This window comes from Microbacterium hydrocarbonoxydans, from assembly GCF_011752045.1.
Lineage (GTDB): Bacteria > Actinomycetota > Actinomycetes > Actinomycetales > Microbacteriaceae > Microbacterium.
This window is the reverse complement of record NZ_JAAKXW010000001.1, coordinates 344,177-356,188: the sequence shown is the minus strand read 5'-3', so window position 1 is coordinate 356,188 and position 12,012 is coordinate 344,177. Positions and strand designations below refer to the sequence as shown.

The following is a 12,012-nucleotide window of genomic DNA, read 5'->3' as shown; positions in this document are numbered from 1 at the left end:
ACCGGCCGGTGCGGTCCCGTTCCGCGTCTAACGATCTGCCTCAGGCTTCCGGAACAGCGGCACCAGCACCGTCAGGGCGCGTCTGCGCAACCCGATGGTGCAGGACTCCTCGCCGATGCGCTCCCCGTCGGCATACACGATCAGTCCCGGGGCGTCGATGTGCACGCGGCGCGCCCGAGCGGTCCTCACTTCGGGCAGGGCGAAGTGCCGCCCCTGCAGCAGCACAGGGAACACTCTCACCAGGCGCCGCCGAGAGAGCACTCCCACGGTGACGACGTCGAGCACCCCGTCGTCGGGCACGGCTCCTCGACACATCGGCATTCCGCCGCCGTAGCTCTCCGTGTTGCCCACCGCGATGAGGGTCCCGCGCGCCATCGTCGGCGCACCGTCATCGATCGTGATCCTGAAATCCGTCGGACGCAGGCGGATCAGCTCGATCAGCAGCGCCAGGTAGTAGCGCAACGCCCCCGGCGGCCAGCGCAGGCGATTCGTCCGGTCGCTCACCCGTGCGTCGAAGCCCAGCGCCGCGACCGTCAGGAACGGGGTCACGCGTGCCCCCGACCGCACTTCGCCGAGATCGATCTCCCGCGCGATGCCGGTGAACACCAGATCCACCGCGGCGGCGGGATCGCTGCGCGGCAGCTCGAGCGATCTGGCGAGATCGTTGCCGGTACCCGCGGGGACCAGCACCACCGGCACAGCCGCATCCGCGATCGCATCCAGGATGCCGGCGAGAGTTCCGTCGCCGCCGACCACCACAAGCGCCCGGGGTCGCTCGTTCACCGCCTGCGCGGCGAGCCGCTGCGCGTCCTGCGCAGACTCGCCGATGTACACGCGGACCTCGCTGCCTCGCTCGCGCAGTCGCGCGACCGCCCGCTCCGTCGCCTGGCGGCCCCTCCCCTTCCCCGCGAACGGGTTGGAGAGCACCGCGATGTGCTCGCCCATATCAGCCGATCTTAGCGATGAGGAGCAGCGCATCCGGCACCGCCGCCGCGGGCCGTTCCGGTGAGTCGCGTTTCCGCCACGCGGCCCTCCGGGTAACGCCCGAGGAACAGCGCATGAACACCCCTGGATACCGGCCTCGGACGTCATCGTGCGCACCGCGGAGAGGGCACAGTGGTGTCATGGACATGCTCCTCGCGATGATGGGCGGCAAGGGGATGTCGGGGCTGTTCAAGACCGGCACCGCGATCCTCACGACGCTGCTGGTCGTCCCTGCCCTGCTCAAGCTGTTCGTGGTCACGGTGGACGAGGGCTGGGCGGCGATCCGGACCCGGAACGGCAAGCCGATCATCCGGAACCGCCCGCAGCGCCGCCCGACCAACCGCGGCGGTGCCGTCGGCGAGGTCGTCGTGCTGGACCCCGGCTCGCACGGCGCCTTCCCCCTCTTCTACTGGTACAAGCTCATCGACGTTCGCTGCCGCGCCAGCGACCTCCCTGCACGGGAGATGACGGGGGCCAACGGCCACCAGCATCGCGTGCACGCGTCCTTCGAGTGGAGGCCGATCCCCACCGGCAGAGACCTGCGCGTGTTCGAGCTCGACGTGGTGAACGTGAAGGAGCGCGCGTCGAACATCGTGGGTGCGGCCCTGCGCGACGTGATCCGCGGTCACGGCGGTGCAGAGCTCCCCCACAACGACGAGATCAACACCCGAGTGATCGCCGCCAGCGCGGAAGAGGTGCGTCGCGCGTGCGGCGTGGAGCTCGTGCGGGTCATGGTCACGGGTGACGCCCTCACCGACGGCTACCTGCTCTCCACGGCGCTGCGGGATGCCGATCGCGGGGCGCAGGCCGTGGCCTCACTGCACGCACTGAACTGACGATTCACTGCCGACGTCGGCACCGCGGCGAGGACGGGCGCGCCCGGCTCTGAATCCGCTGTCAGTGCCGCTCGTGCAGAGGCAGGTCGATCGCGCCGGTCTCCCCGGCGTTGCGGGCGACGGGGATCCGGGTGCCGAGCACCTGCGCCACGACATCCTGCGCGATCTTCGACGCGGTGAGTCCGGCATCCGCCAGCACCTGCTCGCGCGAGGCATGATCGATGAACTCGTCCGGCAGACCCAGTTCGTCCACCGCGGTGTCGATGCCCGCTTCACGGAGCACCTGGCGCACACGCGTGCCGATGCCGCCGACGCGGATGCCGTCTTCCAGGGTGATCACGAGGCGGTGTCGGGCGGCGAGGGAGACCACCGACGGCTGCACCGGGATCGCCCAGCGCGGGTCGATGACGGTCGCGCCGATGCCCTGCGCGCGCAGTCGTTCGGCGACGTCCATGCCGAGCGCGGCGAACGGGCCGATGCCGACGATGAGCACGTCCTCGCCCTCGCCGCGGGCGAGCACGTCGACGCCGTCTTCCAGACGCTCGAGAGCGGGCAGCTCCGCGGCGACCTCGCCCTTCGGGAAGCGGATGACGGTGGGGGCGTCGTCGATCTCGACCGCCTCGTCCAGCGCCTCCTTGAGGCGGATGCCGTCACGCGGAGCCGCGATGCGGATGTGCGGCACGATCTGGAGCATCGCCAGATCCCACATGCCGTGGTGGCTCGGGCCGTCGGGTCCGGTGACCCCGGCACGGTCTAGCACGAAGGTGACGCCGGCGCGGTGCAGGGCGACGTCCATCAGCACCTGATCGAAGGCGCGGCCCATGAAGGTCGCGTAGACGGCGACGACGGGGTGCAGGCCGCCGTACGCGAGGCCTGCGGCGGATGCCACGGCGTGCTGCTCCGCGATGCCCACGTCGTAGACGCGGTCGGGGAACCGCTCCGCGAACGGCGCGAGGCCCGTCGGGCGCAGCATGGCGGCCGTCATCGCGATCACGTCGGACCGGCGCGCGCCCACCTCGACCAGTGCGTCTGAGAAGACGTCCGTCCACCCCTGTCCCCCGGAGGAGAGCGTCTCACCGGTTGTCGGGTCTATCCGCCCGACGGCATGGAACTGATCCGCTTCGTCATCGCGCGCGGGCTGGTAACCGCGGCCCTTCTCCGTGATCGCGTGCACGATGACCGGCGCGCCGTAGGACTTCGCGAGCTCGAGCGTCTCCAGCAGCGCGGGGAGGTCGTGCCCGTCCACCGGTCCGAGGTACTTGATGTCGAGGTTCGAGTAAAGGGCCTCGTTGTTCGTGAAGCGCGAGAGGAAGCCGTGGGTGCCGCCGCGGAGTCCGCGGTACATCGCGCGGCCCACCGGGCCGAAGGCGCGGAACAGGCGGTCGGACTTGCGGTGCAGGTCCTTGTAGGCCGCCGCGGTGCGCACCCGGTTCAGGTAGCGCGACATGCCGCCGATGGTCGGCGCGTAGGAGCGGCCGTTGTCGTTGACGACGATGACGAGGTTGCGGTCGTTGTCGTCGGAGATGTTGTTCAGCGCCTCCCACGTCATCCCGCCGGTGAGGGCGCCGTCGCCGACGACCGCGATCACGTGGCGGTCCGATCGGCCGGTGGCCGTGAGAGCACGGGAGATGCCGTCCGCCCAGCTCAGCGAGCTGGAGGCGTGCGAAGACTCCACGACGTCGTGCGGGCTCTCGCCACGCTGCGGATACCCGGCGAGCCCGCCCCGCACCCGCAGGGCGGAGAAGTCCTGGCGGCCGGTGAGCAGCTTGTGCACATACGACTGATGGCCGGTGTCGAAGATGAACGGGTCGTCCGGCGAGGAGAACACGCGGTGCAGGGCGATCGTGAGCTCGACGACGCCGAGGTTCGGGCCGAGGTGCCCGCCGGTGCGGGAGACGTTCTCGACGAGGAACTCGCGGATCTCCGCGGCGAGCTCGACCAGCTGCGCCTCGGTCAGTGCGTCGAGGTCACGGGGTCCTGAGATGCTCGGAAGAATGGGCATCTGCACCTCCTCACAGGCTCCGTTGCGGCATCCGATTTCCGGTTCGGATGCCTCTGGAATCCTATCGTGCCCGTCCGGGAATCCCCGGTGAGCGGATGGGCCTTGACACGCAGAAGGGGCCCGGGTCCGAAGACCCGAGCCCCTCCCGACGACGGTGGATCAGACCAGCGAACGGAGGACGTACTGCAGGATGCCGCCGTTGCGGTAGTAGTCGGCCTCACCAGGCGTGTCGATGCGGACGACCGCGTCGAACTCGACGACCTGCTTGCCCTCGGGCGACTCGTCGCTCGGGGTGGCGGTGACGTGGACCGTCTTCGGGGTGACGCCGTTGTTGAGCTCCTCGAGACCGGTGATCGAGACGATCTCGGTGCCGTCGAGGCCCAGCGACTCCCAGCTCTCGCCGGCGGGGAACTGCAGCGGGACGACGCCCATGCCGATGAGGTTCGACCGGTGGATCCGCTCGAAGCTCTCGGTGATGACGGCCTTAACGCCCAGCAGGCTGGTGCCCTTGGCCGCCCAGTCGCGCGAGGATCCGGAGCCGTACTCCTTGCCGCCGAAGACGACGAGCGGGGTGCCCTGCTCGGCGTAGTTCATGCAGGCGTCGTAGATGTACGACTGCGGGCCGCCCGGCTGGGTGAAGTCACGGGTGAAGCCGCCCTCGACGACCTGGCCGTTGTTGACGGCGGAGACCATGAGGTTCTTCAGGCGGATGTTCGCGAACGTGCCGCGGATCATCACCTCGTGGTTGCCGCGACGCGAGCCGAAGGAGTTGAAGTCCTTGCGCTCGACGCCGTGCTCCTCGAGGTACTTCGCGGCGGGCGTACCCGGCTTGATGTTGCCGGCCGGCGAGATGTGGTCGGTGGTGACCGAATCGCCGAGCGTCGCCATCACGCGCGCGCCCTGGATGTCCTTCACCGGGGTGAGCTCCATCGTCATGCCGTCGAAGTACGGAGCCTTGCGCACGTAGGTCGAGTTCTCGTCCCACTGGAAGGTCGCGTCGTCGGGCGTGGGCAGGCTCCGCCAGCGCTCGTCGCCGTCGAACACCGTCGCGTACTGCTTGATGAACTGGTCGCGCGAGATCGCGGAGTCGACGATCTCCTGCACCTCGTCCGGCGTGGGCCAGATGTCCTTCAGGAACACGTCGTTGCCGTCGGTGTCCTTGCCGAGCGGGTCGGTGTCGAAGTCGAAGTGCATCGAGCCGGCGAGGGCGTAGGCGATGACCAGCGGCGGGCTCGCCAGGTAGTTCATCTTCACGTCGGGGCTGATGCGACCCTCGAAGTTGCGGTTTCCGGAGAGAACCGCGGTGACCGCGAGGTCGTGCGAGTTGATCGCCTCCGACACCTCCTCGATCAGCGGGCCCGAGTTGCCGATGCAGATGGTGCAGCCGTAGCCGACCGTGTAGAAGCCGAGGCCCTCGAGGTCCTTGTCCAGACCGGACTTCTCGTAGTAGTCGGTGACGACCTTCGAGCCGGGGCCGAGGGTGGTCTTGACCCACGGCTTCTGCTTGAGGCCCTTCTGCAGGGCCTTGCGCGCCACGAGACCGGCGGCGATCATCACCGACGGGTTGGACGTGTTGGTGCACGAGGTGATCGCGGCGAGAGTGACAGCGCCGTTGTCAAGGATGTACTTCTCGCCGGCGGGCGTGGTCACGGGCACAGGCTTGGAGGCGTGCGCCGGGGCGCCGCTGTTGATGTGCACCGGGCGCGTGGTCGGCTCCTCCTCGCCGGGGACCTGACCCGGGTCGGATGCCGGGAAGGAGTGCTTCGACTCGAGGTCGACGATGTCGTCCGAGGTGGAGGCGGACGCGTAGTTCAGGATGTCCTGCTCGAACTGCGCCTTCGCCTCGGAGAGGAGGATGCGGTCCTGCGGGCGCTTCGGGCCGGCGATCGACGGCACGACGGTGCCGAGGTCGAGCTCGAGGTACTCGCTGAAGACGGGCTCGTGGGAGGGGTCGTGCCAGAGCTTCTGCTCCTTGGCGTACGCCTCGACCAGCGCGACGGCCTCCTCGCTGCGGCCGGTGAGGCGCAGGTACTCGAGGGTCACGTCGTCGATCGGGAAGATCGCGGCGGTGGAGCCGAACTCCGGCGACATGTTGCCGATGGTGGCGCGGTTCGCGAGCGGCACCGAGGCGACGCCCGCGCCGTAGAACTCGACGAACTTGCCGACGACGCCGTGCTTGCGCAGCAGGTCGGTGATCGTGAGGACGACGTCGGTCGCGGTGACGCCGGCCGGGATCTCGCCGGTGAGCTTGAAGCCGACGACGCGCGGGATGAGCATCGACACCGGCTGGCCGAGCATCGCGGCCTCGGCCTCGATGCCGCCGACGCCCCAGCCGAGCACGCCGAGGCCGTTCACCATGGTGGTGTGCGAGTCGGTCCCGACGCAGGTGTCGGGGTAGGCGCGCAGGACGCCGTCGACGGTGCGGTCGTAGATGACCTTGGCCAGGTGCTCGATGTTGACCTGGTGGACGATGCCCGTGCCGGGCGGGACGACCTTGAAGTCCTGGAAGGCGGTCTGGCCCCAGCGCAGGAACTGGTAGCGCTCGCCGTTGCGCTCGTACTCGATCTCGACGTTGCGCTCGAGGGCGTTCTCGGTGCCGAAGAGGTCGGCGATGACCGAGTGGTCGATGACCATCTCGGCGGGCGAGAGCGGGTTGATCCGGTTCGCGTCGCCGCCGAGTGCCGTGACGGCCTCGCGCATCGTGGCGAGGTCGACGATGCAGGGCACGCCGGTGAAGTCCTGCATGACCACGCGGGCGGGCGTGAACTGGATCTCGGTGTTCGGCTCGGCCGCGGCATCCCACGACCCGAGCGCCTCGATCTGCGCCTTCGTGACGTTCGCGCCGTCCTCGGTGCGCAGCAGGTTCTCCAGGAGCACCTTGAGGCTGAAGGGGAGCTTGTCGAAACCGGGCACCGTGTCGATGCGGAAGATCTCGTAGTCGGTGCTGCCGACCGTCAGGGTGCTCTTGGCACCGAAGCTGTTCACCGTGGACACGAATCCGTCTCCTTCTATTCGGATGGGAGCGACAGGCGACTCCATCTTGCTCGCCGACGGCGTGCCGCGGCTAGCAAGGCGGACCTAACCAGTCTGCGCCTTCCGGCTTCTCGACAGAAGCCGCAGATTTATCTTGATATCGAGATAAATCTATCACGCCTCAGGTGCAGCATCCGCACCGGACGCGCGCGGATAGAGAGCACGGACGACGAGCCAGGTGACGGCGATCATGGGTGCGAACAGCGGCAGCCCCATGATCAGCTTCAAGGTTCCGAGGGCGGTGACCTCGCCGGCGAGGTACAGCGGGAGCTGCACGGCCAGTCGCGCGAAGAACAGCGCGGCCCACGCGACGCCGAGCCAGAGGAAGGCGCGGCGCTTGCGCCGATCCTGACGCCATGCCGTGCCCTCCCCCATCAGGAAGCCGACGGCGAGTCCGATCAGCGACCACCCGATGAGCGCGGACACGAGCAGCACGGTGCCGTATGCGGCGTTCGTGATGAGGCCGGGGACGAAGTTGTCCTGCCCCCGGCCGGTCCAGAGGGCGAGACCCGCCGCGGCCCCAGCGGCGACGAGGCCGCCGATCGCGGCGGACGGCGGTGACTTCTGGATGAGCCGGACGACCGTGAACACCGCGGCGAGGCCGACGGAGACGCCGAGCGCGAGGATCAGCGGCTCCGGCGTGATCGTGAAGAGGATCACGAACGCGAGGCTGGGCAGCACCGATTCGAGGATGCCGCGCCATCCGCCCATGGCGGACCAGACGACCTTGTGCGTGCTCGCACTGTCGGCGGGGTCCAGCCCCGCGCGACGGGCGGCCCCGCCGAGGGCGGCGCCGATCAGCTCCGAGGCGCTCTGGTCGCGCTCGGCGTCCGGTCCGGGGGCGCTCACGCCGAACCCGGCGTGGCCGGCATCTTCAGCGGGATGAGGTCGCGGGGCGGCATCGGGGCGCCGCCGCGGACGACGACGATGGAGCGGAACAGGTCCTCGACCTTGGCTGCGGCCTCGAGGTCGGATGCCGCGGCGCCGCCGATCACGCCGCGGAGGAACCACCGCGGGCCGTCGATGCCGATGAATCGGGCGAGTCGCAGCTCCGAACCCTCGCTCGCCGGAGCGGGGACCTCGGCGAGGAGCTCCTTGCCGAGCGGGCCCTCGCGCTCTTCGACGCGGCCGCCCTGCGCCCGCACCTGATCGCGCAGCTGCACGCGGGTCTCATCCCAGAGCCCACCCGAACGGGGAGCCGCGAACGGCTGCACCTGCAGCGAGGAGTCCGCATAGTCGAGTCCCACCGCGACGATGCGCTTGGTCTGCTCCTCCACCTCGAGGCGCAGATTCAGGCCCTCGCGGGGAAGGATCTTGATGCCGCCGAGGTCGATGTACGGCCGGACCGGGTTCGCCTCGGAGTCGTCGAACGGCCCCTCGGTGGCCCGGTTCTCGGGTGCCGACTTCGAAGGGGTGACGCTGTTGTCAGTCATTGCTCTTTCCTGCCTGGTATCCGGTGGATCCGAATCCGCCTTCGCCGCGAACGCTCTCGGGCAGCTCGTCCACCGGGAGGAACACGGCGCGCGCGACCGGCATGACGATCAGCTGCGCGATGCGGTCGCCGACCGCCACATCGTACGTGCTCCGCATGTCCGTGTTGATCAGGCTCACCTTGATCTCGCCGCGGTATCCGGCGTCGACCGTCCCCGGCGAGTTCACGATGGAGATCCCGTGCTTCGCCGCGAGTCCGCTGCGCGGCACCACGAAGGCGGCGTATCCGTCGGGAAGGGCGATGCGCACGCCGGTCGCGACGAGGGCGCGCTCCCCCGGCTCCAGTCGCACGGCCTCCGCGGCCACCAGGTCCGCTCCGGCGTCGCCGGGGTGGGCGTAGCCGGGCACCACGACCTGACCCTCGAGCACAGGGGCGATAATGGGGACATCAACGGAATCAGTCACCCCAAGAGGCTAATGCAGAACCCCGCCCCCGAGTCACGGTCGCGCTACCGCGAACGGCTCTCGCCGAGCCTGTGGCTGCTGGTGACCGTCGCCCTGGCCGGACCCATGGTCGCCCTGATCTTCGTGCCGGTCGGCTCGACCGTCGCCCTCGTCGCCGGCGCTGCCGTGTCCGCCGCCCTGGTCGCCGCCTTCATCTGGGTGACGCCCGTGGTGTCGGTGGAAGGGTCGGTGCTGCGTGCGGGGCGCGCCCGCATCGACGTGCGCCACCTCGGAGAGCCGGTCGACCTCACCGGCGACGAGGCCAGGCATGCCCGCGGCCCTGGCCTCCCGGCACGAGGCTGGCACCTCATCAGGGGCGGCATCGACGGTCTCGTCGTGGTGCCGAACGTCGACCAGGACGATCCCGTCGACGTCTGGACGATCTCCTCGCGCACGCCGGACCGGCTGGCTGCCGCCATCCGCGCTGCGCGCGGCTGACCCGCGTCGACCCACGGGAACGACAACGCGCCCCTGACCAGGAGGTCGGGGGCGCGGCAGGTGTCGCTCAGGGATGCGCTCAGGCAGCGCACTCCTTGCAGATGGGGCCCGAGGCATCTTCGTGGTCGAGCTGGGAGCGGTGCTTCACCAGGAAGCAGCTCATGCAGGTGAACTCGTCCTGCTGCGCGGGCAGCACGACGACGTCGAGCTCGAGGTCGGAGAGGTCGGCACCCGGGAGGTCGAAGCTGGACGGGTTGTCCGAGTCCTCGTCCCCCGTCGAGCCGGACAGCTTGTCCGGCACACGCTCCTTGAGGGCTTCGATCGACTCGGAGTCGTCTTCACTCTTGCGGGGAGCGTCGTAATCGGTTGCCATGTGGTAGATCTCCACTTTCATGGTGCGAGTGGGTTTGGTATGCCGCAGGGTTCGGCGGCCATAGTTTGCATGACCAGAAGCACATTTGCAAATGCCCGTGGGTGCGCCAGTGCAAACTCGCGGCACGCCCAGCGTATTCCCGGCCGTGGCGCGGGCGGCGTGACACCATGAACGGACACCCATCAGAGGGGCATTCGCATGGAAAACGTCACCATCGTCGGCACTGAAGCAGGAGTCCTCGTACTCGCGACCGAGTCGGGCGAACGGTTCGGGCTGCCCATCGACGACGTGCTGCACCGCGAGATCCGCCGTGCCACCCGTCAGAGCGAGCCTGTCACTCAGCGTCTCGCGGCGAGTCCGCGCGACATCCAGGCCCAGATCCGCGCCGGGCTCACCGCCCCCGAGGTCGCCGAGCTGCTCGGCATCAGCGTCGACGACGTCACCCGCTTCGAAGGTCCGGTGCTCGCGGAGCGCGAGCACATCATCGGCCAGGCCCTCGCCGTCCCGGTGCTCATCGGCAGCGAGGTCGAACCCGACGCCCAGCCGACCTTCGGCACCGCCATCCGCGCGAAGCTCGCCGAGGTCGAGGCCTCTGCGGAGCGCTGGGCGAGCTGGAAGGAGGAGTCCGGCTGGATCGTCAAGCTGGAGTTCACCGCGAACGATGTCGATCACGACGCGCGCTGGAGCTTCGACCCGCGGCGCAGCGCGCTGTCGCCGCTGAACGCCGACGCCACGCAGCTCTCCCGCCAGGGCTCCCTCCCCGAGGGACTCATCCCCCGCCTCCGCGCCGTCGAGTCCGAGCGCACCTCCCCGTACAAGGATGAGAGCCGGTTCGACTCCGGTGCCTTCGGCCCCCGCCTGGTCCCCGCCCCGGACGCGGACGCCGAGGAGCCCCCGCGCGCCGAGCGCTCAGGCGCCGCCGTGCAGGAGGCGGCGATGAACCGCGCACCCGAGCAGCAGACGACCAGCCCGGAGACCGCCGATCTGCTCGAGGCCCTCCGTCGTCGCCGCGGCCAGCGCGAGACCGCGCCGATCCTCGAGGACTTCGAAGAGGACTCGGCTCCCAGCCCCATCCACCTGTTCGACGCCTTCGACTCCGACGACGAGCAGGAGGAGGAGCCGAAGCCGGAGCCCGAGCCCGCTGCGGAGAGCAGTGCCCGCCGTCGTCGCCGCAATGCGATGCCGTCCTGGGATGAGATCGTCTTCGGCGCACGCACCGACGAGTAGCCGGCGCCTCGACGCCCGCTCGGTGCGCCTCCCCCCGCCTCAGCGCGCGAAGGCTCCGAAACGCAGCAGCGGGACCTGACGCTCCTCCGGCGTGATGCCGCCGTGCTGTCCGATCATGCCGCGACTGCGCTGATCTGCGGCGGTCCCGTCGTACACGGCGCCGTTCCCCCGCGCGACGACCAGCAGGTCGCCGATGCGGGATGCCGCGGCATCCGTCACCGCCGGTCCGAAGAGGCCGGCGGCGATCGCCTCGTCTCTCGTGCCGACGTCGGCGAGGCCGTCGAGATCGCGGCGCCAGCGCGCCAGCACGGCGGCGGCATCCGCATCCGGCTCGAGGTAGGCGTGCAGCATCCGCGGTTCACCGCCGACATGGCGGACGCCCTCGAGGTGGCCGGCATCCAGGACCACCTGCCTGTGCTCCGGCACGTCGACCATCCCGTGGTCCGATGTCACGAGGACGCCGACGCCGTCCGGCACCGTCCGGCTGAGCGCGGCATCGATGTCCTCCAGGGCCGACACCCACCGGGACGAGGCGATCCCGTGCTTGTGGCCCGCCTTGTCGGCTTCGGGGAGGTAGCAGTACACCACCGATCCGGGGTTGCGGGCGGCGAGCTCGTAGGCCGCCTCGACGCGCTCGGCCGGGGTGCGGGCGGCGACGAAGTCGGCGCCGCGCAGGGTCGCCCTGGTGAACCCGCTGTCGGCGTAGGCGGCGACGCCGACGGCGAAGGCGGGGCGGCCCTCCTGACGCGCACGCTCGAAGATCGTCGGCGACGCCTGCCAGGTGGCCGGATCCAGCCCTTCCGACTCCCAGCCCGTGAGCTGGTTGACGAGGATGTCCCGCGAGGGATCCAGCACCCGGTAGCCGACGAGACCGTGCGCACCGGGCCACGCGCCCGTGAGGATGCTGGTGAGCGCTGCGGCCGTGGTCGAGGGGAACACCGAGTGCGCGACGTCCTTCTTCGCCATTCCCGCCGTCAGCGTGCGCGCGTGGCCGGCGTGCGTGCGGAGGCCGATCACTCCCAGCCCGTCGATCAGCACCAGCACCACGGAGGTCGCGCGCGGGAGGGTGGGCGACTCGCCGCGCAGCGCGGCGAACAGGTCGTCCGCCACCCCGACGACGCTCCGGGCTGTCGGCGACTCGGACGGTAGCATGAGGGACATCCGAGCCAGTCTGACACAGGCTC

General features: G+C 69.9%; 11 protein-coding genes. 3 read left to right on the top strand and 8 right to left on the bottom strand.

The genetic code is table 11. The annotated features are described in order from the left end of the window. Positions 1 to 27: 27 nt before the first annotated feature. Positions 28 to 945 carry a diacylglycerol kinase gene (locus G6G98_RS01755; RefSeq protein ID WP_164233804.1) on the bottom strand — a complete coding sequence of 306 codons (918 nt, stop codon included), beginning with the start codon at positions 943 to 945 and terminating at the stop codon, positions 28 to 30. A gap of 179 nt (positions 946 to 1,124) precedes the next feature. On the opposite strand from G6G98_RS01755, the gene G6G98_RS01750 reads away from it, so the two are divergent. After that, positions 1,125 to 1,820 (top strand): SPFH domain-containing protein, encoded by a 696-nt coding sequence (locus G6G98_RS01750; RefSeq protein WP_164233805.1) that lies wholly within the window; start codon positions 1,125 to 1,127, stop codon positions 1,818 to 1,820. Between the two features lie 61 nt (positions 1,821 to 1,881). Here the strand turns inward: G6G98_RS01750 and dxs are convergent, their stop codons facing one another. The 5 genes from dxs to dut form a co-directional block, all read right to left on the bottom strand. Continuing rightward, complete coding sequence (gene dxs, locus G6G98_RS01745) at positions 1,882 to 3,822, bottom strand: 1-deoxy-D-xylulose-5-phosphate synthase (RefSeq protein WP_164233806.1); 1,941 nt, start codon at positions 3,820 to 3,822, stop codon at positions 1,882 to 1,884. A gap of 159 nt (positions 3,823 to 3,981) precedes the next feature. Next, positions 3,982 to 6,816 (bottom strand): aconitate hydratase AcnA, encoded by a 2,835-nt coding sequence (gene acnA, locus G6G98_RS01740; protein ID WP_164233807.1) that lies wholly within the window; start codon positions 6,814 to 6,816, stop codon positions 3,982 to 3,984. Positions 6,817 to 6,969: 153 nt separating this feature from the next. After that, on the bottom strand, positions 6,970 to 7,704 hold the full coding sequence (locus tag G6G98_RS01735) for a DUF3159 domain-containing protein (RefSeq protein ID WP_164233808.1): 735 nt from the start codon (positions 7,702 to 7,704) through the stop codon (positions 6,970 to 6,972). After that, a complete protein-coding gene (locus tag G6G98_RS01730) occupies positions 7,701 to 8,288 on the bottom strand; it encodes a DUF3710 domain-containing protein (RefSeq protein WP_067352210.1) in 588 nt (195 codons plus the stop codon). Before G6G98_RS01730 ends, G6G98_RS01735 begins: the two co-directional genes overlap by 4 nt. After that, positions 8,281 to 8,751, bottom strand: a complete 471-nt coding sequence (dut, locus tag G6G98_RS01725) for a dUTP diphosphatase (protein ID WP_164233809.1) — start codon at positions 8,749 to 8,751, stop codon at positions 8,281 to 8,283. Before dut ends, G6G98_RS01730 begins: the two co-directional genes overlap by 8 nt. A 12-nt stretch (positions 8,752 to 8,763) precedes the next feature. Here dut and G6G98_RS01720 point away from each other — a divergent pair, with 12 nt between their 5' ends. After that, entirely contained in the window at positions 8,764 to 9,228 is a 465-nt protein-coding gene (locus G6G98_RS01720; protein ID WP_164233810.1) for a DUF3093 family protein, read from the top strand. 79 nt (positions 9,229 to 9,307) lie between these two features. On the opposite strand, the gene G6G98_RS01715 is transcribed toward G6G98_RS01720, so the two are convergent. Then, a complete protein-coding gene (locus tag G6G98_RS01715) occupies positions 9,308 to 9,601 on the bottom strand; it encodes a DUF4193 domain-containing protein (protein ID WP_067353762.1) in 294 nt (97 codons plus the stop codon). Between the two features lie 198 nt (positions 9,602 to 9,799). On the opposite strand from G6G98_RS01715, the gene sepH reads away from it, so the two are divergent. Then, positions 9,800 to 10,828: a septation protein SepH gene (gene sepH, locus G6G98_RS01710; protein ID WP_164233811.1), complete on the top strand. Its 1,029-nt coding sequence runs from the start codon at positions 9,800 to 9,802 to the stop codon at positions 10,826 to 10,828. A gap of 39 nt (positions 10,829 to 10,867) precedes the next feature. Here the strand turns inward: sepH and G6G98_RS01705 are convergent, their stop codons facing one another. Then, positions 10,868 to 11,989, bottom strand: a complete 1,122-nt coding sequence (locus tag G6G98_RS01705; RefSeq protein WP_164233812.1) for an alkaline phosphatase family protein — start codon at positions 11,987 to 11,989, stop codon at positions 10,868 to 10,870. Positions 11,990 to 12,012: the final 23 nt, after the last annotated feature.